Source organism: Pseudomonas sp. SZ57 (assembly GCF_009495975.1).
Classification (GTDB): Bacteria; Pseudomonadota; Gammaproteobacteria; order Pseudomonadales; family Pseudomonadaceae; genus Aquipseudomonas; species Aquipseudomonas syringae.
Map to the genome: position 1 here is coordinate 104,215 of NZ_WIBD01000010.1, position 19,123 is coordinate 123,337.

General features: G+C 59.8%; 24 protein-coding genes. 14 read left to right on the forward strand and 10 right to left on the reverse strand.

Annotated elements, in window-relative coordinates:
• Positions 1-44: 44 nt before the first annotated feature.
• Positions 45-980: an LD-carboxypeptidase gene (locus GE543_RS12770; RefSeq protein ID WP_153221586.1), complete on the forward strand. Its 936-nt coding sequence runs from the start codon at positions 45-47 to the stop codon at positions 978-980.
• A 28-nt stretch (positions 981-1,008) separates the two neighbouring features.
• On the opposite strand, the gene GE543_RS12775 is transcribed toward GE543_RS12770, so the two are convergent.
• Entirely contained in the window at positions 1,009-2,202 is a 1,194-nt protein-coding gene (locus GE543_RS12775; protein WP_153221587.1) for a benzoate/H(+) symporter BenE family transporter, read from the reverse strand.
• Between the two features lie 116 nt (positions 2,203-2,318).
• A complete protein-coding gene (locus tag GE543_RS12780; RefSeq protein WP_153221588.1) occupies positions 2,319-2,789 on the reverse strand; it encodes a MarR family transcriptional regulator in 471 nt (156 codons plus the stop codon).
• Positions 2,790-2,871: 82 nt separating this feature from the next.
• On the opposite strand from GE543_RS12780, the gene GE543_RS12785 reads away from it, so the two are divergent.
• Genes GE543_RS12785 through GE543_RS12795 form a run of 3 tightly spaced genes read left to right on the forward strand, consistent with a single transcriptional unit; the run spans position 2,872 to position 5,097 of the window.
• Positions 2,872-4,038, forward strand: coding sequence for a PLP-dependent aminotransferase family protein (locus GE543_RS12785; protein WP_046237036.1), 1,167 nt, complete (start codon positions 2,872-2,874; stop codon positions 4,036-4,038).
• A gap of 39 nt (positions 4,039-4,077) precedes the next feature.
• On the forward strand, positions 4,078-4,680 hold the full coding sequence (locus tag GE543_RS12790; RefSeq protein WP_003343108.1) for a glutathione S-transferase family protein: 603 nt from the start codon (positions 4,078-4,080) through the stop codon (positions 4,678-4,680).
• A gap of 30 nt (positions 4,681-4,710) precedes the next feature.
• Positions 4,711-5,097, forward strand: a complete 387-nt coding sequence (locus tag GE543_RS12795; protein WP_153221589.1) for a lysozyme inhibitor LprI family protein — start codon at positions 4,711-4,713, stop codon at positions 5,095-5,097.
• A 21-nt stretch (positions 5,098-5,118) separates the two neighbouring features.
• Here GE543_RS12795 and GE543_RS12800 read toward each other — a convergent pair whose 3' ends face one another.
• Together GE543_RS12800 and folE are read right to left on the reverse strand one after the other, a co-directional pair.
• Positions 5,119-5,496, reverse strand: coding sequence for a glutathione S-transferase N-terminal domain-containing protein (locus tag GE543_RS12800; RefSeq protein ID WP_153221590.1), 378 nt, complete (start codon positions 5,494-5,496; stop codon positions 5,119-5,121).
• A 73-nt stretch (positions 5,497-5,569) separates the two neighbouring features.
• On the reverse strand, positions 5,570-6,115 hold the full coding sequence (folE, locus tag GE543_RS12805) for a GTP cyclohydrolase I FolE (protein ID WP_003343112.1): 546 nt from the start codon (positions 6,113-6,115) through the stop codon (positions 5,570-5,572).
• A 488-nt stretch (positions 6,116-6,603) separates the two neighbouring features.
• Between folE and GE543_RS27120 the strand changes: the two genes are divergently transcribed.
• Together GE543_RS27120 and GE543_RS27125 are read left to right on the forward strand one after the other, a co-directional pair.
• Entirely contained in the window at positions 6,604-6,813 is a 210-nt protein-coding gene (locus tag GE543_RS27120) for a hypothetical protein (RefSeq protein ID WP_178118602.1), read from the forward strand.
• Positions 6,814-6,904: 91 nt separating this feature from the next.
• The gene (locus tag GE543_RS27125; protein WP_003405800.1) at positions 6,905-7,072 is read left to right on the forward strand and encodes a hypothetical protein; all 168 of its coding nucleotides are present in this window, start codon (positions 6,905-6,907) and stop codon (positions 7,070-7,072) included.
• Between the two features lie 455 nt (positions 7,073-7,527).
• On the opposite strand, the gene GE543_RS12820 is transcribed toward GE543_RS27125, so the two are convergent.
• From GE543_RS12820 to GE543_RS12830, 3 genes are all read right to left on the reverse strand, one after another.
• Positions 7,528-8,085: a Smr/MutS family protein gene (locus tag GE543_RS12820; RefSeq protein ID WP_004410179.1), complete on the reverse strand. Its 558-nt coding sequence runs from the start codon at positions 8,083-8,085 to the stop codon at positions 7,528-7,530.
• Positions 8,086-8,130: 45 nt separating this feature from the next.
• The gene (locus GE543_RS12825; RefSeq protein WP_103688206.1) at positions 8,131-8,448 is read right to left on the reverse strand and encodes a hypothetical protein; all 318 of its coding nucleotides are present in this window, start codon (positions 8,446-8,448) and stop codon (positions 8,131-8,133) included.
• Positions 8,449-8,596: 148 nt separating this feature from the next.
• The gene (locus tag GE543_RS12830; protein WP_003415854.1) at positions 8,597-9,187 is read right to left on the reverse strand and encodes a cysteine hydrolase family protein; all 591 of its coding nucleotides are present in this window, start codon (positions 9,185-9,187) and stop codon (positions 8,597-8,599) included.
• A 261-nt stretch (positions 9,188-9,448) separates the two neighbouring features.
• Between GE543_RS12830 and prmB the strand changes: the two genes are divergently transcribed.
• Positions 9,449-10,357, forward strand: a complete 909-nt coding sequence (prmB, locus tag GE543_RS12835) for a 50S ribosomal protein L3 N(5)-glutamine methyltransferase (protein WP_046237038.1) — start codon at positions 9,449-9,451, stop codon at positions 10,355-10,357.
• 80 nt (positions 10,358-10,437) lie between these two features.
• Here the strand turns inward: prmB and GE543_RS12840 are convergent, their stop codons facing one another.
• The gene (locus tag GE543_RS12840; RefSeq protein ID WP_153221591.1) at positions 10,438-11,241 is read right to left on the reverse strand and encodes a hypothetical protein; all 804 of its coding nucleotides are present in this window, start codon (positions 11,239-11,241) and stop codon (positions 10,438-10,440) included.
• Positions 11,242-11,374: 133 nt separating this feature from the next.
• Entirely contained in the window at positions 11,375-12,403 is a 1,029-nt protein-coding gene (locus GE543_RS12845; protein WP_153221592.1) for an alpha/beta hydrolase, read from the reverse strand.
• 141 nt (positions 12,404-12,544) lie between these two features.
• Between GE543_RS12845 and aroC the strand changes: the two genes are divergently transcribed.
• From aroC to GE543_RS12875, 6 genes are all read left to right on the forward strand, one after another.
• Positions 12,545-13,636 carry a chorismate synthase gene (gene aroC, locus GE543_RS12850; RefSeq protein ID WP_046237040.1) on the forward strand — a complete coding sequence of 364 codons (1,092 nt, stop codon included), beginning with the start codon at positions 12,545-12,547 and terminating at the stop codon, positions 13,634-13,636.
• 30 nt (positions 13,637-13,666) lie between these two features.
• Positions 13,667-14,830, forward strand: a complete 1,164-nt coding sequence (locus tag GE543_RS12855) for an MFS transporter (RefSeq protein WP_046237041.1) — start codon at positions 13,667-13,669, stop codon at positions 14,828-14,830.
• Positions 14,827-15,441: a methylthioribulose 1-phosphate dehydratase gene (locus GE543_RS12860; RefSeq protein ID WP_003415859.1), complete on the forward strand. Its 615-nt coding sequence runs from the start codon at positions 14,827-14,829 to the stop codon at positions 15,439-15,441. Before GE543_RS12855 ends, GE543_RS12860 begins: the two co-directional genes overlap by 4 nt.
• A gap of 80 nt (positions 15,442-15,521) precedes the next feature.
• Complete coding sequence (locus GE543_RS12865; RefSeq protein WP_003371536.1) at positions 15,522-16,067, forward strand: acireductone dioxygenase; 546 nt, start codon at positions 15,522-15,524, stop codon at positions 16,065-16,067.
• 16 nt (positions 16,068-16,083) lie between these two features.
• Positions 16,084-16,767, forward strand: a complete 684-nt coding sequence (gene mtnC, locus GE543_RS12870; RefSeq protein WP_153221594.1) for an acireductone synthase — start codon at positions 16,084-16,086, stop codon at positions 16,765-16,767.
• 253 nt (positions 16,768-17,020) lie between these two features.
• The gene (locus GE543_RS12875; protein WP_003343137.1) at positions 17,021-17,743 is read left to right on the forward strand and encodes a LuxR C-terminal-related transcriptional regulator; all 723 of its coding nucleotides are present in this window, start codon (positions 17,021-17,023) and stop codon (positions 17,741-17,743) included.
• Between the two features lie 111 nt (positions 17,744-17,854).
• On the opposite strand, the gene GE543_RS12880 is transcribed toward GE543_RS12875, so the two are convergent.
• Positions 17,855-18,133, reverse strand: a complete 279-nt coding sequence (locus GE543_RS12880) for a DUF3509 domain-containing protein (protein ID WP_003315128.1) — start codon at positions 18,131-18,133, stop codon at positions 17,855-17,857.
• A 346-nt stretch (positions 18,134-18,479) separates the two neighbouring features.
• Between GE543_RS12880 and GE543_RS12885 the strand changes: the two genes are divergently transcribed.
• Positions 18,480-19,025: an ankyrin repeat domain-containing protein gene (locus GE543_RS12885; RefSeq protein ID WP_003436706.1), complete on the forward strand. Its 546-nt coding sequence runs from the start codon at positions 18,480-18,482 to the stop codon at positions 19,023-19,025.
• The last annotated feature ends 98 nt before the right edge of the window (positions 19,026-19,123 follow it).

A 19,123-nucleotide genomic window follows, 5' to 3' on the forward strand; every position in this document is an offset into this window, starting at 1 on the left:
TCAGTGCTCTAGATTCCTTGTTCGATCAACGCTTGGAAGACATTATGCCTGCTACCTCTTCGAACACTCTCCACCCCCGGGCTCTGCGAGCTGGCGACGCCGTTGCGCTGGTATCTCCGGCAGGGCCTGTGGACCCCGGCAAAATCCAGGCTGCGGTGGCGGTACTCGAGGGGTGGGGGCTGCGTCCACGGGTCTATCCGCATGCGCTGGGCAACTACTCGTTCTATTCCGGGACCGATGAACAGCGGCTCGCCGACCTCAACGCCGCGCTGGCCGATCCGGAAATCCGTGCGGTCCTGTGCACTCGCGGTGGTTATGGCGTGCAAAGAATTGTCCAGCAGGTGGATATGGACGCGGTGCGTTGTGACCCCAAGCTGGTGACTGGCTTTTCTGACATCACCGCGTTGCACGGTGCGCTGTGGAACCACGCGCGCCTGGCGACCATCCATGGACCGGTCGCTTCGCAGCTGGAACGTGGTGGTCTGTTCGTCAGCGGTATGCGCCATGTGCTGATGAGCACCGAGCCGGTCTTGCTCAAGGCTGATGCGGCCTCGCCAACGGCCAGGGTCAGAACGGCTGGCAGCGCACAGGGCCTGCTGCTGGGTGGCAATCTGAGCATCCTCGACACCTCTGTGGGTACGCCGTTCATGCCTGACCTGAGCGGCGCAATCCTGCTCATCGAAGATGTCAACGAACCCGCCTACAGGGTTGACCGCATGCTCACCCACCTGGGCAACTGCGGGATTCTTGCGTCTCTGGCCGGCATTGCCGTCGGCGAATTTACGCCTGCCGCGAACACTGGCCGCACCATCAGCCCCGCCGATGTGCTGATGGAACGGCTGGGCAGTCTTGGCATTCCGGTGCTCGGCGGTGTGCCGGTAGGGCATGGAAATCCCAATCAGGCCGTGCCACTGGGCACTCAGGCGATACTCGATGCCGACGCCGGAACCCTGCTGGTGGCCGCCGCCGCGCGTAGTTGATGTCTCTGCCGCGCTGCTGGCGGCTGGCCTAGTCCGCCTTGCGTGTGTTCAGGATCAGCAAGGTCAGCAAGCCCGCGACGATGCCCCAGAACGCCGAGCCTATGGAAAACAGCGTCAGTCCTGAAGCGGTCACCATGAAGGTGATCAAGGCGGGTTCGCGCTCACTCGGCTCGGCCATTGCAACGGTTAGGCCATTGGTGATCGACCCGAGCAATGCCAGCGCAGCAATCGAGAGCATCAGCTCCTTGGGGAACGCACTGAACAGACCCGCCAGGGTGGCACCGAAAATGCCGGCTATTGCATAGAAAATCCCGCACCAGATCGCCGCTGTATAGCGTTTGGACTTGTCTTCGTGCGCATGAGGGCTGGTACAGATGGCGGCACTGATTGCTGCCAGATTGATCCCGTGGCAGCCAAATGGTGCCGTGAGCAATGAGGCAAAGCCGGTCACCGATATCAGCGGCGAGGTCGGCGGGAAGTAGCCGTCGGCCCGTAACACGGCCACACCGGGCATGTTCTGCGAGGTCATGGCCACCACGAACAGCGGGATGCCGATGCTGACCGTCGCCGCCCATGAAAACTCGGGAGTGGTCCAGACCGGTATGGCGACTTCCAGCGCCAGGCCGTCAAAATTCAGCAGCCCCAGCATGCCTGAAATGCCGATGCCGACCAGCAGCGCGAGCAGCACCGAGTAGCGCGGCGACAGGCGCTTGACCAGCAGGTAAGTGAAAAACATGCCCAGCACCAGGCGGGTGTGGTGCTGTGCGGCAATAAAGATCTCGCTGCCGATCCGGAACAAAATCCCTGCCAGCAAGGCCGCGGCCAGTGAGGCTGGGAGGCGCCGCACGATACGCTCGAAACTGCCGGTCACCCCGCACAGAATCACCAGCAGCGCGCTGGTGATGAACGCGCCAATGGCCTGCGGGTAGCTGACACCGCCCAGGCTGGTGATCAGCAGTGCAGCGCCGGGTGTCGACCACGCCACGGTAATCGGCATGCGGTAGCGCAGCGAGAGGCCGATGCTGCACACCGCCATGCCCATGAACAGCGCCCACAGCCAGGATGAAATCTGCACGCTGCTCAGCCCTGCCGCCTGGCCCGCCTGGAACATCAGCACCAGCGAACTGGTGCAGCCGGTCATCATGGCGATGAAACCGGCCACCACCGCCGACGGCGATGAGTCTGTCAGCGGGCGCAATGGCACCTTGAGGGATTGGTTCATGCTGGGCGTTCCTTGAAACGGGCAGGTAGCAAAGGGCGCCAAGCCTAAACGCCTGGCCGCTCGGCCTTGCAATACAGCGACACGAGTAAACGCCAGCACAGTTACAGCCGTGGCGTTTACTCGGCGTCAGCCCCGGTCGGGCAGGCGCCGGACTGCAGGGTCTGCCCCAGCGCCCGATTGACCGTCAGCCAGCCATCCACGGCATCCTGACCCGCCTCGGCGAACACCCGCTGCAGCAGTTTGACCTGTTCGCGGCGCAAGCCCTGTTCAAAAAGAGCGCCTTCGTCGGTGAGGCCCAGCAGCCGTTTGCGCTTGTCATTCTCGGGGGCCGCGCTGTGCACCAGATTCATGGCGATCAGCTGGCGCAGCGGGGCATTGAGGGCCTGTTTGCTGACGCCCAATACGGTGAGCAGCTCCTTGACGCTCAGGCCGGGGTAGCGGGCAATGAAAAAGACGATGCGCTGGTGCACGCGACTGAAGCCGCGTCTGGCCAGTATTTCATCAGCCTTGGCAGTGAATGCCTGATAGCCGAAGAAGAACGCTTCCATGGCCATTTGTTGATTGGCAGGTTTTTTAAGGTCAAGCATGTTGACGTATCCGGGTTGATCGTCGTAATTTGAGTCAACCAGTTTGACGTATTTCCAATTGTCTCGGCTACAGGTAACTGCCATGGCTTTCTCCGAACGCGTTTCCCGTCTGAAAAGTTCTCTGATCCGCGAGATCCTCGCCGCCGCTCAGCGTCCGGAAGTGATGTCGTTCGCCGGTGGTCTGCCCGCCGAGGCGATGCTACCCAAAGTAGAGTGGGCCGACATGCCTGTTGCGCTGGGCCAGTACGGCATGAGCGAAGGTGAACCTGCGTTGCGCGAAGCGCTGGCCGCCGATGCCCGTGCCCTGGGTATCGACTGCGACGCCCGTCAGGTCATGGTGGTCAGTGGTTCTCAGCAGACACTGGACCTGGCGGCCAAGCTGTACATCGACAAAGGCACCGAAATTCTTCTTGAGGCGCCCACCTATCTGGCGGCGCTGCAGATATTTCAGCTGTTCGGCGCCGACTGCATCACTGTGCCGCTGCAGGCCGAAGGCCCGGACCTGCTTGCCATGCGTCAGCGTCTGGAGCAGCACAAGCCAGCGTTCGCCTACCTCATCCCGACGTTCCAGAACCCCTCGGCGGTACGCTACAGCCAGGCCAGTCGCGATGCCGTTGCGGCCTTGCTCGACGAGTTCGGTGTCACGTTGATCGAGGACGAGCCGTATCGTGAACTGAGCTTTGACGGCGGCAGTGCCAGGCCGATCGTCAGCGGTCTGAAGACGGCCAGCTGGATTTACACCGGCACGGTTTCCAAGACGCTGCTGCCGGGCCTGCGAGTGGGCTATCTGATCGCCAGCCCCGATCTGTTTCCGCACTTGCTGCGTCTGAAACAGTCGGCCGATCTGCATACCAATCGCCTCGGCCAGTGGCAGGCCTTGCAGTGGATTGGTACTGAGCACTATCGTGAGCATCTGGTGACGCTGTGCGAGTTTTACCGGGGCCGTCGTGATGCGTTCGAGAGCGCCTTGCAAACGCATTTTTCCGACCTGGCCACCTGGAACAGCCCGCAAGGCGGACTGTTCTTCTGGTTGACGCTGAAGCAGCCGCTGGACACGCGCACCTTGCTGGATACAGCGCTGGCGCACGATGTGGCGTTCATGCCGGGCGAACCGTTCTTTGCCGATCCGGACGCCAATCACGGTCACTTGCGGCTCAATTTCAGCCATATCGACCCTGCACGGCTCGATGAGGGTATAAAACGTCTGGCGTCGGTGGTCCGCGCAGCACACCTTCTGCAGGCCGCCTGATTCAAGACGTCAACATAGACGCAGCAAGGGAGCAGTCTGATGTACAAGGTTTATGGCGATTACAACTCGGGCAACTGCTACAAGGTCAAGCTGATGCTTAACCTGCTGGGCAGCGAGTACGAGTGGGTGCCGGTGGATATTCTCAACGGCGAAACCCAGACCCCGGCGTTTCTGGAAAAGAACCCCAACGGCAAGATTCCGGTGCTGGAGCTGGAAGACGGCACTTGCCTGTGGGAGTCCAACGCGATTCTCAACTTTCTGGCTGATGGCTCTTCATACCTGCCGAGCGAACCGAGGCTGCGCACCCAGGTGCTGCAATGGCAGTTCTTCGAACAGTACAGCCATGAGCCGTCGGTTGCGGTGGCTCGTTTCATCCAGTTCTATCTGGGCCTGCCGGCCGAACGCATGACCGAGTACCGCGCCATGCAGAAGGCCGGCTATCGCGCACTGGCGGTCATGGAGCAGCAGCTCGACCGTACGCCGTTTCTGGTCGGCGAGAACTTTTCCATCGCCGACATTGCCTTGTATGCCTACACCCACGTCGCGCATCAGGGCGGTTTTGATCTGGCACCCTATACCGGGATCCGCCGTTGGCTGGATCGGGTCAAGGCACAGCCGGGTTATATCGGTATGCTGGACTGACACATCCGTCATTTGAACAAAGGGAAATGTATGCGCGTTCCAATCGTACTTCTGGGCGCTTTCATTGCGCTGGGGATCGGCTGCTCGGCCCAGGCCGAGGACTGCGATGCCAATCAGACCAGCATGAACCGTTGCGCTGCCAATGAACAGGCAGCGCTTGATGCCGATCTAAACAAACAGTACAACGCGCAAATGGCGTGGTTGAAGACCCCGGCGAAAAAGCAGGCACTCAAGGATGCGCAACGAAAGTGGATAGCCCTGCGTGATGCCGACTGCCTGTATCAGACGGGCAAGCCCGAGGACTCAGGCTCTATCTGGCCATTGCTGCAGTCGCAATGCCTGGCCGAGCAGACCCGCGTACGACTCAAGCAACTGCAAGCCTATGTGGCCTGTCGCGAGGAAGGTTGCCCGCGCTGAGAGGCGCCGGGCAAACAGCGGTCAGATCGCTCCGAAGCGCTGGTTCAGGTAGTCGATGATCACCTTGGATTCATACATCCACACGGTTTTGTCGCCTTCCTCGATACGCAGGCAAGGCACTTTGATCCTGCCGCCCTCGTTAAGCAGGGTCTGGCGATCGAGCTCATTGTTTTTCGCATCGCGCAACGCGACCGGAACATTGAGGCGGTGCAGGGCGCGACGCGTCTTCACGCAGAACGGGCAGGCATGGAACTGATACAGCGTCAGGTCCTGAGCCGCTTCGGCGACAGCCGCCTGGGCCTGCGGGTCACGTTTTTTCCTGCTCGGGCGAGTCAGGAAATCAATGCCGATAACGAGTTGGCCAAGGCCGACTCTTAACGCTTTCATGAACAAGGTCATACCTCTTGCGGGCGGTGGCGTGCCCAACCGTGCGTTCAGCGTGCCTCACGGCAGGTGAACGCAGGCTGAACGATCACTTGATCAGGCTGAGAAACTCACTGCGGGTGGCCGCGTTTTCACGGAACTCGCCCAGCATCACCGAGGTGATCATGGCCGAGTTCTGCTTCTCGACGCCACGCATCATCATGCACATGTGCTTGGCTTCGATCACCACAGCAACGCCGAGCGCGCCGGTGACCTGCTGGATGGCCTCGGCGATCTGGCGGCTGAGGTTTTCCTGGATCTGCAGACGACGGGCATACATGTCGACGATTCGTGCCACTTTCGACAAGCCAAGCACCTTGCCCTGCGGGATGTAGGCCACATGTGCCTTGCCAATGAACGGCAGCAGGTGGTGCTCACACAGAGAGTACAGTTCGATGTCCTTGACCATCACCATTTCACTGGCATCGGAGCTGAACAGTGCGCCGTTGGTCACTTCTTCCAGGGTCTGCGTGTAACCGCGACACAGATACTGCATGGCCTTGGCGGCGCGCTTGGGGGTGTCCAGCAGACCTTCGCGCGAGACGTCCTCGCCCAGTTGCCCGAGGATGGCGGTGTAATTCTGTTCCAGTGTCACAGAGGGTGATTCCGTATAGGTTTCAGAGCGGTACGTTTGGGGCTGTACCGATTTTTTACCAATCGAGCTGGTGTCCCGTTTGCCGATCCCGCTCCAGTGGAGTTGGGCGATTTCGCATACGTAACCTGCGGATCTCGTTGATTGGCGATGAATGCGGGGTTTATCCCGGCGATTGGGCACATGGTAGCGTAGGTGTGCTCGCAGTTGTACTGCCGTGGCCTCGTAATGCTTTCGCAATCAGCGCCGGTTTTTAGACTTTGCCCGGCGTTGCGCTATAGCCCGGTGCTTTTCAGTGTCGCAGAAAAGCGAATGCAGGGAGCATGCGTTTTGGCTTGGGCTCTCCGACATGCGTTTCTGTTGCCTTGATTGGAGCGCTGGAATGAAATATGCCGTAGCTTTTTCAAGCGTTTGCAAAGCAGATGTGAAGCGTATCCTTGCTTCATGAAGGCGGCTTGTGAGATGCAGGCCAGAGTCTGATAGGAGGTTGGATGCCGAGTCAAAAGGACGAGCTGGAACTTGAGAAACTCCAGGCTGAGGTTCACAAGTTTGTGGCTGAGGCACGAAAAATGATCGCGGAGGCCAATAAGCTCCAGCGCGAAACGAGCTTTTATCCATTTGTGGCGGCTGGTGGGTTGATTACCGTAATCGTTACTGCTGCCGCTTTCATCCACAAGCTCCAGGCAGCCAGTACCCAGTAGCGGACAGCGACTTGCAGCGCTTGAGATTCAGTCTGGACCAAGCGAAAGTGTGTACGCAACGCATGAATCGGCATTTCGAGAGAAGATGAGTATGAGTCACGATCAAGTCATTAAGCGGATGCGCGAAGACCTCGAGCAGTTGGGCAACGAGGTCCGCAACATGCCTGCCCATGAACCACGAAACGTTCTGGTGTCTGCTGCATCCGGTGCAGTATTTGCTCTGGTTTTTTCATGGCTTGCATTCAAGGTCTGGTTCTGAACGCCTGCGATAGCTATGCCAGGGCAGTGAGTCGTCTGAGTCAGGTCCAAAGTCGTATGGCTTTTTTGTGTCTGGCGGTTGTTTTGTTTGCCCTGAAAAATCCGCTTTTACAGCTTTTGTATCCTCTCGCTTACACGTTGGCGACCAGATCGCTACCCACTTCCGGTGTCCATTGCGGTCTGAGTAGGCAGGTCATCAATCCATTGCCTGTCTAGAGAGTAAACCCGGATGTTGAGTCGAGTAGCAAAAATAGCGTTGTTCGCGATTGTACTGTCGTCGGTTTCCGGTTGCTGGCCGTTCTGGCCTGGCCCGGGCGGACATGGCGGCGGTGGCGGGCATCATGAGGGCGGTGGTCCTGGTCCTGGCGGTCCTGGCCCGGGTCGCTGAGTCAACAGCGGGGCGGCAGCATGCTGCCCCGCGTACGAGTCTGACTGACTGGAAGGGCGCGGCGGGTTCTACTCGTCGCGCCCTTCCATCATGGTGCGCCTGAGGATCACGTACACCGCGCCTGCACCGCCGTGTTTGGCCAGGCAGGAGCAAAAGCCCAGTACCTGCGGATGCTGACGCAGCCAGGTGTTGACGTGGCTCTTGATCATGGGTCGCTTGCCGTCCAGGCGTACCGCCTTGCCATGGGTGACGCGTACGCAGCGTACTTCCAGGCGGGTAGCTTCAGCCAGAAATTCCCACAGCGTTTCACGCGCCACTTCCACGCTCATGCCATGCAGGTCCAGGCTGCCCTCGAAGCTGATCTGCCCGAGTTTGAGCTTGCGCATCTGACCTTCCTGCACGCCGTCACGCGACCAGCTCAGGACATCTTCAGGGCCGACGTCGATCACGAATTGATCCGACAAGCCGTCGACGGTCACCGAGTCGGTGCGCACAGTCGCCGACTGGCGCAGGCGGGCCAGCATTTTTCGATCGGTCTTGGGTTTGCCGACATCGGCGTGTTCATGCTTGAGCGGCTTGACGCCGCGTGTCTCGCTTCTGAACAGGGAAAAATCGTCGTCTTGCATGGGGCCTCCGCGAAGGAGGCCATTCTAACCGTTCAGGCGAGAGGGTCAGTTGTGTTTTTTCATCAGGTGCGAAGAGATGCTCAAGCCGCCGCCACTGCGCTGACGACGGCAGCGGCGCCACAGCCAGACGCCGATGTACAGCACCAGCAATCCGCCGATGGCGACAAACGCCGCGCCGCCCGGGCTGGCGTTGAGTTCGCCCAGCATCTGCGGATGAACCGTGAGGCTGGAGGCACCGGCAACAGTCAGCAACAGGCCGGCGACCACAAGGAGCAGTGCGATCAGCGTACCGATGCGTTTGCCCCAGTTGCCCTGACCCCTGGGGCGCAGGCGACGTGCATCGAAACCATCTGACGTTTTCATGCCTTTTCCTCAACAGGTATCAGCTCAATGGAGTATCGGCGCTCTGACCCGGGGAAGGAGGGGTGGTTCCCGCCTTCGGGGCGATGCATGACGGCAAAGGATGGGCGGTTATGTGAACGCTGTCACACGTTTCCTCGCCTGTGTAGCGTCAGACAAGGTCTTTGGTCAGTGCCAGGGTGGCGAAGTTGTCGGCCATGATTGCCATCTCGGTTCTGTGCACGATCTCCGCGCTGACCACGCCGTGCGGGCTCGGCAGGTCACGGGTTGCGCAGGCATCGTCGACCAGGGTGCAGCGATAACCGTAGTCCTTGGTGGCGCGAACTGTGGTGCTGATACTCGAATGGCTCATGAAGCCGCAGACGATCAGGTCCAGGTGCCCCAGACTCTGCAGCAGTTCATGCAGTCCGGTGCCATTGAAGGCATTGGGCAGGCGTTTCTCGACCAGGTGTTCATCGCCCTGCGGCAACAGCTCCGGCACCAGTTCCCCGCGCTCGCCATGTGGGTCGAACGGGCCGCCCACGGTGCCCAGATGGCGGATGTGAACGATCGGGCACTTGACCGCACGTGCCTTCTCGACCAGCCGGCCGATGTTGGCCATCGCTTCCCTGACGCCGGTCAGGGCCAGCGGGCCTCGGAGGTATTCTTTTTGCGCGTCGATGATGATCAGCGTCGCGTTACTCAGATGGGCGGGCGCATGCACCCGGCCGCTGAGCTGAAACATGGTCTTTAAATCGGACATTCACGGGCTCCTTTGTGTGGGGCTTTTGCGACATTGTCCTCTGGCTGAAGCGTTCTGGGAATGGCAACCATCGCAGGCCACGGTTTTTATGGCCTGCAGGGCAGTTGGAGGAGGGGGTGGCTGGCGGTTTGCCTTGATGGCGGTAGACGAATCATGGAAACTTCCCCGCCTATCGGGTACGAAGAATGCACGTTGTTCGTAACCAGACTGTTCACCGGGGCTCGTCTTACAGCAGTTCGTTGCCTTTCAAGGAGTTTGTCCATGATCACTTCCCGTCTGCGTACCGTGCGCGACCATATACGCTGGGCCGTCAGCCGCTTTCACGAGGAAGACGTATTTTTCGGTCATGGCACCGACAATGCCTGGGATGAAGCGCGGCAACTGGTGCTGGGGGCGCTGCACTTGCCTTGGGAAATTGCCGACAGCTACCTGGATTGCCGTCTGGAAGTCGACGAAATATCCGACCTGCAACGCTTGATCAAGCGGCGCATCGACGAGCGTGTGCCAACCCCGTATCTGCTGGGCGAGGCTTGGTTCTGTGGCATGTCGTTCATTGTCGATGACCGCGTGTTGATCCCGCGTTCGCCCATCGCCGAGCTGATCGAAGAGCGTTTCGCCCCCTGGCTGGCCGATGACCCGGCGCGGATTCTCGATCTGTGCACAGGCTCCGGTTGCATCGGTATCGCCTGCGCCGAGGTCTTTCCCGATGCCGAGGTGGCCCTGGCCGATCTGTCCTATGACGCACTGGAAGTGGCCAATCAGAACATCGAGCGTCACGGCATGGACGATCGCGTCTACACCGTTCAGGGCGACGGATTCGATGGCCTGCCGGGTCAGCGCTTTGACCTGATCGTGTCCAACCCGCCCTACGTGGACGCCGAAGACTTTGCCGACATGCCCGACGAGTATCAGCATGAGCCAGAGCTGGCGCTGGCCTGTGGCAGCGATGGTCTGAACCTGGTCCGCCGCATGCTCGCCCAGGCCGCGGATCATCTGAACGAGAAGGGCCTGTTGATCGTCGAGGTCGGCAATAGCCAGGTGCACGTGCAGGCGCTGTACCCGGAGGTCGATTTCGCCTGGCTGGACTTTCAGCGGGGTGGGCATGGTGTGTTCATGCTCACGGCAGAACAGTGCCGCGACCATCAGGCACTGTTCCAGTCAAAGGTTTGAGCTCGACAGCCGCGATAAGCGGCTGAGGCTGAGACAAAAGGGAGGCTGATATCAGCCTCCCTTTTTTATAGGCGCGTCTTTTATCGGTGCGTCGCGATCCAGATCAGCAGCCCGGCCTGGAACACCGCGAAGGTCACCAGACAGGCAATCGTGAAGCGCAGGCCGCTGTCTTCACGCTTGTACTTGCTGACCCGGTCTTCATGCTGGCGAATCGTCACTTCCTGCTCGATCAGATTTTTCTCGGCCTTTTCCAGCATCTGCGAGGCTTCGAGAATCTCGATGATCTGCACCTTGTCGTTGTTCCAGGTGCTGTGCAGGTTGCCGACGTGTACATCCTTGATCGCGCCTTTCATGTGCTGGGCATCGGCATACGTCACTTCAAAACCCAGAGTGCGCAGAAAGTGATCGCGACGCAGACGTGTGTCTTCGTTCAGACCGTCCTTGCTGGCCAACGCCACGCCTTCAATCTTGTAGGAAGACCATCTTTTCTGCGCCCAATGCACCGCATGAGCAATCATGAAGCGTCCGATACCGCGGTTCCATGGCTCGATCTGCAAGCCTGAATCGGGACCGAAGCGCACTATGCGTTTTTCGTGGTCGGCCCAGATATCCAGATGGTTCTGTTCCTTGCGGACCCGCTGACCTGGCAATTGCACCGTGATGCGCAGCAGGCTCAAAGCCTTGCTGTGCCGCTCGGCACGGCCGAACTGTACGAAGCGCAGAGGGCGGCCGCCGGTCGCGCCGTCGGTGGGCAGCGGCGACAGACGCAGCATCTGAAAGCTTTCGGGCAGAACGTCTTCCCACGGCTGCGGTGGCACCGGCACTGCGACTTCTGCGCTGGCCGGTTCTGCGAGGGTTTCAGTCATGGTATTTGCGTCTGTCATAAGGGTGTCCTTTCCTGGGCCTTGCCCCGGAGCACGTTTGCCGGGGCATAAAGGTGCCGAAACACTAAGGTGCCGGAACACAGGGCCAGCACATTGCTATCGGCCAGATTCGCCAGGACTGAAGGACTTTTGACTAACGCGCTGCCGATCTTTTTTCCGGGTTGGGCAGTGCCTTGATGAAGCTCAGGATCCGCTCGGTCACTTCACTGGCCAGCGGCTGGGTCGGATTGCGGTAGGAGAGCAGTTGTTGCTGCAAATCGTCCGGGACGATGCGCAGCACATGATTCATACCGTCGATCAAGGCCAGTTGTGCATCCGGTCTGGCTTTCTGCAGCAGCAGCGCGTCACCCACACCGACCTGAATGTCGTTGCGACCCTGAACGATCAGCGCCGGAATGTGCAAGGCACCGAAAGCCTCCGCCGGGTCCTGGCGGAACAGCGAGATCAGGTACGGCTGGACACTGGGGCGGAAGACCACTTCCAGCTCGGCGGGCACGTTGTCATCGGTCTTGCCGGCCTTGAGTTCGTCGAGCAACTGATCGCTGCGCTGCAGCAGGTCCGGGGGCAGGCGCTCCTGAAACTGTTCGCGCAGCACCTGATCCACCGGTCGCCCGGTGCCGGCCACGGAAATCAGTGCCGCTGCACCTACCTTTTCAGCCGCCAGCGTCGCCACCAGCGCGCCTTCGCTGTGGCCCAACAGAATCAACTGGCCAAGGCGCGGGTTGGCTTTCAGCGCTCTGGCCCATAGCTGCACATCGGCCACATAACGCTCGACGCTCAGGTTGCGTTCATCCGGTGTGACCGCCTTGCTGGCCGCGACGCCCCGTTTGTCGTAGCGCACGCTGGCGATATTGTTGCTGGCCAGGATCACCGCCAGACGTTTCATGCTGTCGTTGCGTCCACCTTCCGGGTTGTTGCCGTCGCGGTCGGTGGGGCCGGAACCGGCGACGATCAACACCACCGGTACCGGTTTGTCGGAGCGCGGCATGAGCAGCGTGCCGTACAGCTTGCCGTTTTCGGTGTCCACGCTTATCGGCCGCTGCACCGCGCTGGGCGCCGCAGCGCTGGCGGTTGCGGCGGTCAGGCTCAGGATCAGGGTTATCGGCACGGCCAGCAGACGCAGCGCGTTGGGAACTCGAAGCAGGGAAATACCGGATAACATCGCAAGGCCATCATTGGGGGAGTCACGCTTGGACGCACGCGGTGACAGAAGGTTCGAGGATGAACTGAACCGCGAGCCTGCGTATACTGGCGCGCTTGGTTTAACGATCTGGTTTTTTGGCTGATTTTTCGGAGCGCCCGCATGTCCGGCAACACTTTCGGCAAGCTGTTCACTGTCACCACCGCCGGCGAAAGCCACGGCCCGGCGCTGGTCGCTATCGTCGACGGCTGCCCGCCGGGGCTGGAGCTGGACCTGCAAGACCTGCAGCGCGACCTGGACCGACGCAAGCCGGGCACCAGCCGCCACACCACGCAGCGTCAGGAGGCCGATGAGGTCGAGATTCTCTCGGGTGTCTTCGAGGGCAAGACCACCGGCGCCTCCATCGGCCTGCTGATCCGCAACACCGATCAGAAATCCAAAGACTATTCGGCGATCAAGGACCTGTTCCGCCCGGCCCACGCCGATTACACCTATCACCACAAGTACGGCATCCGCGACTACCGCGGTGGCGGACGCAGTTCGGCAAGGGAAACCGCCATGCGTGTGGCTGCGGGGGCCATTGCCAAGAAGTATCTGGCAAGCCAGGGCATCGTCATTCGCGGCTACATGAGCCAGCTGGGCCCGATCCAGATCCCGTTCAAGACCTGGGATTCGGTAGAAGACAACGCGTTTTTCTGCCCCGACCCTGACAAGGTCCCGGAACTGGAAGCCTACATGGACCAGCTGCGACGTGATCAGGACTCGGTCGGTGCGAAAATCACCGTGGTCGCAGAAGGCGTGATGCCGGGTCTCGGCGAGCCGATCTTCGATCGTCTGGATGCTGAGCTGGCCCACGCGCTGATGAGCATCAACGCGGTCAAGGGTGTGGAAATCGGTGCCGGTTTCGACTGTGTTGCCCAGCGTGGCACCGAGCACCGCGACGAGATGACGCCACAGGGTTTCCTGTCCAATCACGCGGGCGGCATTCTCGGCGGCATTTCCTCCGGCCAGCCGGTCATCGCGCACCTGGCGCTCAAGCCGACCTCAAGCATCACCACGCCAGGGCGTTCGATCGATGTCGATGGCAACGCCGCCGACGTCATCACCAAGGGTCGGCATGACCCGTGTGTCGGCATCCGTGCCACGCCGATTGCCGAGGCAATGATGGCCATCGTTCTGCTCGATCACTTGTTGCGTCACCGCGGTCAGAACGCCGACGTCAGCGTCAACACACCTGTGCTGGGGCAGGTGTAATGCACGCCGTCACGGTTGCGGACTGCTAGCGTGGCGCAACCTGCCGGCGGGCAGCTGCCTTACTGGCGGCTGTCCGGGTTCTACGTATGCTATTTCGCCTTGCTGGGCCTGTCGGCGCCTTTCATGGCTCTTTACCTGCATCATCTGGGTTTTTCCAGCGCACGGATCGGCGAGCTGGTCGCCATTCCCATGCTGATGCGCTGCGTCGCGCCCAATCTCTGGGGGTGGCTGGGTGATCACACCGGTTGGCGTCTGACCATTGTGCGGTCTGGCGCCATCTGCACGTTGCTGGCGTTTTCGCTGATCCTGGTCGAAAAAAGCTATGCTTGGCTGGCGATGGTCATGGCGCTCTATGCGTTCTTCTGGCACGCCGTCCTGCCGCAGTTCGAAGTCATCACCCTCGCACACCTGCAAGGCCAGACCGCGCGTTACAGCCAGATCCGCCTGTGGGGCTCGATCGGTTTCATTCTGGCCGTCGTGGTGCTGGGGCGGGTATTCGAATGGTTCAGCCTGGACCTGTTCCCCTACATCGCGCTGGCGATCATGTCGGGTATCGTTGTCAGCAGCTGGTGGGTGCCGAATGCGCATCCCGCACCGTCGAGCCGCGAAACCGGGGCGGGCGGCTTTCTCAGGCAACTGGCGCGACCCGGTGTATGGGCGTTCTACCTCAGTGTCGCGCTGATGGTGCTCAGCCATGGCCCGTATTACACCTTTTTGACCCTGCACCTCGAAGAACTCGGTTACAGCCGCGGCCTGATCGGCCTGCTATGGGCGGTCGGCGTGGTGGCTGAAGTGCTGATGTTCATGGTCATGAGCCGGGTTCTGCAGCGCTTTACCGTGCGCCAGGTACTGTTCGCCAGCTTCCTGCTGGCCGCATCGCGCTGGCTGCTGCTGGGTCTGTTTGCCGATCACCTCACCGCGCTGCTGATTGCGCAGGTGATGCACGCCGCCACGTTCGGCAGCTTTCACGCCGCTGCCATTCATTTCGTTCAAAGTAGCTTCGGCCCACGTCAGCAAGGTCAGGGGCAAGCGCTGTATGCCGCCTTGTCCGGGGTCGGCGGAGCCTTGGGCGCTCTGTATTCCGGTTACAGCTGGAACGCGCTGGGGCCGGCCTGGACCTTTGCCATTGCCAGCCTTGCAGCCTTTGCCGCTGCCGTCATGATTGTCACACCCAAGAAAGAGGAAGGTGTATGAGCCGCGAACAATTGAGCCTGGAAATCATCGAGGCCGGGCGTTTTCTGTACGGCCGTGGCTGGTCGCCTGCCACCAGCAGCAATTACTCCGCGCGCCTTTCTGCCAGTGAGGCGCTGTTGACCGTGTCCGGCAAGCACAAGGGCCAGTTGGGCCCTGACGATGTGCTGGCCACCGATCTGGCTGGCAACAGCCTTGAGCCGGGTAAAAAGCCGTCTGCCGAAACCTTGCTGCATACCCAGTTATACAGCTGCAGGCCGCAGGTCGGCGCGGTGTTGCACACCCACTCGGTGAACGCGACGGTGTTGTCGAGGCTGACCACGGCCGATCATCTGGTGTTCGAGGATTACGAGCTGCAAAAGGCCTTTAGCGGCGTGGTCACTCATGAGTCGCAGGTCGTGGTGCCGATTTTCGACAACGATCAGGACATTGCCCGTCTCGCGGCAAAGGTGCAGCCTTGGCTGGACACCCATCCCGAGTGCGCTGGCTACCTGATCCGCGGTCATGGTCTCTACACCTGGGGGGCGAAAATGAGCGATGCCTTGCGCCAGATCGAAGCGTTCGAGTTCCTGTTCGAGTGCGAACTGAAAATGCGTGCGGTATTGAACCGCTGACAACGTCTTGCCAAACCAGCCTGTAAGCCTGACCGGCCTGTAAAAGCCGGAGGGCGTTGCACCAAACCGAGGATTCACGCATGAGCAGCCTGTCCGTTTATCACGTTTCAAGCCCTGATATGCCCAACAAGGTGCTGACCCATCTGGAAGACATCGCGTCGACGCTGGCCGAGCATGGCGTGGCGTTCGACCGCTGGGAGGCCGCCACGCCGATTACTCCCGGTGCCAGTCAGGAAGAGGTGATCAGCGCCTATCGCACGCAGATCGATAAGCTGATGACCGAACGCGGTTATGTCACCGTGGACGTCATCAGCCTCAACAGCGATCACCCGCAAAAAGCCGAATTGCGCGCCAAGTTTCTTGAAGAACACCGCCACGGCGAAGACGAAGTACGCTTTTTCGTCGCCGGGCGGGGCTTGTTTACCTTGCACATCGACGACTATGTGTACGCCGTGCTGTGCGAAAAGAACGACCTGATTTCCGTACCGGCCGGCACGCGGCACTGGTTCGATATGGGCGAAAACCCGCACTTCGTTGCCATCCGCCTGTTCAATAATCCGGAAGGCTGGGTAGCAAACTTTACCGGTGAAGACATTGCCGGCCGTTTTCCACGGCTGGAAGACTGACAGGAGCCCCATTCTGATGCCCATCAAAGCTATCCTCACGGATATCGAAGGCACCACCAGTGCAGTGAGTTTCGTGTTCGACGTGTTGTTTCCGTTCGCCAGAAAGCACCTGCCCGCATTCGTTCGCGAAAATGCCGAGCAACCCGCCGTGGCGCAGCAGTTGCAGGCGGTGCGCGACCTGGCCGGTGAGCCGGACGCCGATGTCGAGCGCGTCATTGCAATATTGCTGGAATGGATCGCCGAAGACCGCAAGGCCACACCGCTCAAGGCCCTGCAGGGGATGGTCTGGGAGCAGGGCTACAACGCTGGACAGCTCAAGGGCCATGTTTATCAGGATGCTGTCGATGCCTTGAAACACTGGCATCAACAGGGCTACCGACTTTACGTTTATTCCTCGGGCTCGATTCAGGCTCAGCAATTGATTTTCGGCTGTTCCGAGGAGGGCGATCTGTCCGGCCTGTTCAGCGGTTACTTCGATACGACTTCCGGCCCCAAGCGCGAAGCGCAGTCCTACCGCACGATCGCCCAGGCAATGGATTGTCCTGCCGAGGACATTCTGTTCCTGTCGGATATCGTCGAAGAACTCGATGCTGCACAGGCCGCCGGCATGGCCACCTGTGGTCTTGCGCGTGATGGCGGGGCGCTTGCCGGGCATCGGTATGTAGCCAGTTTTGCGCTTATCGACCCAGCCTCTTTCTAGAAGACTTCCGCCTGCTGTGCGCGGCATCGTCCTGATGCCGCTGCATTGAAACCTGCCTGCCGCAAGGCTCACACACTACTTTTGTAGGACGTTTCCTGCTTTCGAGTGAGCTGTTGCCTGGTTGAAAGTGCGTTGAATCTGTTTGTTCTGTTCGCCGTTTTTCAACGTGATTATTCGTGTAAGTTCTGCGCCATCGTCACTGGGTCACGGACAACACCTGTACCGATTCCCGGGCGAAGAAGGAGCGGCAGCGATGGGCAGTGCCATGACAGAAAGCGCGACCAGGGACTTATTGATACAGCAGATGGTGAGCACGATTAGCGAGCTCGATGGGCAGACCGCCATCGAAAATGCACTCGAATGGTTACGGCGCGAATGCAACAGCGAGCGCGCGATGTTCTTTCAGTTCAAGGGCCCGGTGTTGCTGACGTTCATCACCTCCAACGTCGACGAAGCTTGGGGCGATGCCTACCGCCAGCACGATTTGATCACGCAAGACCCGGTGATCCGTTGTTATCGCAATCAACTGGGCTTCCTTAACTGGCAGGAGGCGTTCAGGCAATACCCGGTATCCGCCTTTTATGACGAGCTCGTCGACGCCTGTGAACTACTTCCGGCCATCTCCTATGGCTACACCAATCATTGCCGTGGTGCGGACAGCGTGACATCGGTGTGTACCCTGGGCGAAGTGGAGCGGCCCATCAGCGCTGAACAAAAGTACCTCATGAGCAGTCTCATGCCGGTACTGCACAGTGTCGCGCGAGGTCTGAAGTTCTGTTCACGCGGTCTGACCCATCGCGAGCTGGAAGTATTGCAGTGGGCCAGAGACGGGAAAACGGCCTGGGAAATCTCGATGATCCGAGACGTGTCGGAGTCGACGGTGAAGTATCACCTCAAGACCATCTACTCCAAGCTGGGCGTTGCCAACAGGGCACAGGCGGTGGGTGAAGCACTTTGTCGTGGTCTGATCAGGTAGCGGGTCGACAAAACGCAGGCAAAAAAAAGCCGCGAGAACAAAGTGTAATCGCGGCAAACAAGGGATGAGAGAGCGTACAGCGGGTGCCACCCAAGAGGGTGGCGGGCAAAATCAACGTGTGTGATACGTCGGCAGATCAAAACGGTGCTGGCTTTGCAGCATCGAGATAGCTGGCAGCTCGCTGGCTTGTGCAGCCAGGTCACGGCGGATGGCGCTGATTACCCATTCCAGTTGAACCGGAGTGTGCAGCTGAGCATAAGAGACTGAGCGACGGATCTGCTTACCATCCTGGGTACGCAGTGACAACAGAACACCACCATCAGGACGCGGCTGAGTGGTTACTGTGTAGTCGGAGAATACGGAAGCGAATTTTTCTTGAATAAAAGTCATGTGAGGCGGCTCCATTGCTCATGGGATAACAAGCTTGCAAGTACTATTGCAGTGTCTGTGCCAGACTTTCCCTTAAATTAAATCCTTTAAAATCAATAACTTGAAATATCCTCTATTTTCAGGCTTCGTGCATTTTGCATGAACACCCGTCGTGCGCCCTGCATTTTGCCGTTTCTTGCACGATGGGGATCGGGCAGAAGGGGGATTGCATAGCTTCTGGCGATCAAGAGCAGGCATTGCGAATCCGGATCGATGCTGATCGAACAGCTGGCGAGAGTTGAGGTCAGTGTGTTTATCGATGCCGGGTCAACGCATACCCGGAGTACCGTGCGCCAAGGAGTAGTTAATGACCGATACAGATATCAGCGCTTCGAAAACCATGACTGAAGACGAAGCTGCCGAGTTCGCCGAGCAGGTATTCGATGTGGCTCGCCAGGGAAATGCCGTCATGCTTGAGCGTCTGCTTGAAAAGGGCCTGCCGGCAGATCTGCGCAACCACAAGGGCGATACGCTGCTGATGCTGGCCAGCTATCACTGCCATGCGGATGCGGTCCGTGTGCTGCTGAACCACAAGGCTGATCCTGAAATCCGCAACGATAACGGCCAGAGCCCCATCGCCGGCGCAGCGTTCAAGGGCGATCTGGCAGTGGTCAGGTTGCTGGTCGAGGCGGGTGCCGATATAGACGGTGCCTCTGCTGACGGGCGTACCGCACTGATGATGGCGGCGATGTTCAATCGCAACGAAATAGTCGATTACCTGATCAGTCAGGGCGCTGACCCGCATGCCACCGATGCCAAGGGCATCACTGCACTGGGCGCCGCTCAGGCAATGGGCGCGACCGTCACCATCGAGCAGTTGACCAGAATGGGCGTGCAGCCAGCCCGGTCCTGACAGCGAGTGCACTGACAGCAAGGCATGAACACATAGAGGCGCGCTGGATTTACCGTTATCCTTCGCGCCTCTTTTTTTGCCCGCTATCAGGATCGCCC

What these genes read in the sequence shown, in the direction of transcription:
- mtnC (WP_153221594.1), top strand. Translation starts at nt 16,084, where the DNA reads ATGCCCATCAAAGCTATCCTCACGGATATCGAAGGCACCACCAGTGCA.
- GE543_RS27120 (WP_178118602.1), top strand. Translation starts at nt 6,604, where the DNA reads ATGCCGAGTCAAAAGGACGAGCTGGAACTTGAGAAACTCCAGGCTGAG.
- aroC (WP_046237040.1), top strand. Translation starts at nt 12,545, where the DNA reads ATGTCCGGCAACACTTTCGGCAAGCTGTTCACTGTCACCACCGCCGGC.
- GE543_RS12800 (WP_153221590.1), bottom strand. Translation starts at nt 5,496, where the DNA reads ATGACCTTGTTCATGAAAGCGTTAAGAGTCGGCCTTGGCCAACTCGTT.
- GE543_RS12785 (WP_046237036.1), top strand. Translation starts at nt 2,872, where the DNA reads ATGGCTTTCTCCGAACGCGTTTCCCGTCTGAAAAGTTCTCTGATCCGC.
- GE543_RS12770 (WP_153221586.1), top strand. Translation starts at nt 45, where the DNA reads ATGCCTGCTACCTCTTCGAACACTCTCCACCCCCGGGCTCTGCGAGCT.
- GE543_RS12865 (WP_003371536.1), top strand. Translation starts at nt 15,522, where the DNA reads ATGAGCAGCCTGTCCGTTTATCACGTTTCAAGCCCTGATATGCCCAAC.
- GE543_RS12820 (WP_004410179.1), bottom strand. Translation starts at nt 8,085, where the DNA reads ATGCAAGACGACGATTTTTCCCTGTTCAGAAGCGAGACACGCGGCGTC.
- GE543_RS27125 (WP_003405800.1), top strand. Translation starts at nt 6,905, where the DNA reads ATGAGTCACGATCAAGTCATTAAGCGGATGCGCGAAGACCTCGAGCAG.
- GE543_RS12885 (WP_003436706.1), top strand. Translation starts at nt 18,480, where the DNA reads ATGACCGATACAGATATCAGCGCTTCGAAAACCATGACTGAAGACGAA.
- GE543_RS12775 (WP_153221587.1), bottom strand. Translation starts at nt 2,202, where the DNA reads ATGAACCAATCCCTCAAGGTGCCATTGCGCCCGCTGACAGACTCATCG.
- GE543_RS12780 (WP_153221588.1), bottom strand. Translation starts at nt 2,789, where the DNA reads ATGCTTGACCTTAAAAAACCTGCCAATCAACAAATGGCCATGGAAGCG.
- GE543_RS12830 (WP_003415854.1), bottom strand. Translation starts at nt 9,187, where the DNA reads ATGTCCGATTTAAAGACCATGTTTCAGCTCAGCGGCCGGGTGCATGCG.
- GE543_RS12845 (WP_153221592.1), bottom strand. Translation starts at nt 12,403, where the DNA reads ATGTTATCCGGTATTTCCCTGCTTCGAGTTCCCAACGCGCTGCGTCTG.
- prmB (WP_046237038.1), top strand. Translation starts at nt 9,449, where the DNA reads ATGATCACTTCCCGTCTGCGTACCGTGCGCGACCATATACGCTGGGCC.
- GE543_RS12825 (WP_103688206.1), bottom strand. Translation starts at nt 8,448, where the DNA reads ATGAAAACGTCAGATGGTTTCGATGCACGTCGCCTGCGCCCCAGGGGT.
- GE543_RS12875 (WP_003343137.1), top strand. Translation starts at nt 17,021, where the DNA reads ATGGGCAGTGCCATGACAGAAAGCGCGACCAGGGACTTATTGATACAG.
- GE543_RS12880 (WP_003315128.1), bottom strand. Translation starts at nt 18,133, where the DNA reads ATGACTTTTATTCAAGAAAAATTCGCTTCCGTATTCTCCGACTACACA.
- GE543_RS12840 (WP_153221591.1), bottom strand. Translation starts at nt 11,241, where the DNA reads ATGACAGACGCAAATACCATGACTGAAACCCTCGCAGAACCGGCCAGC.
- GE543_RS12860 (WP_003415859.1), top strand. Translation starts at nt 14,827, where the DNA reads ATGAGCCGCGAACAATTGAGCCTGGAAATCATCGAGGCCGGGCGTTTT.
- GE543_RS12795 (WP_153221589.1), top strand. Translation starts at nt 4,711, where the DNA reads ATGCGCGTTCCAATCGTACTTCTGGGCGCTTTCATTGCGCTGGGGATC.
- GE543_RS12790 (WP_003343108.1), top strand. Translation starts at nt 4,078, where the DNA reads ATGTACAAGGTTTATGGCGATTACAACTCGGGCAACTGCTACAAGGTC.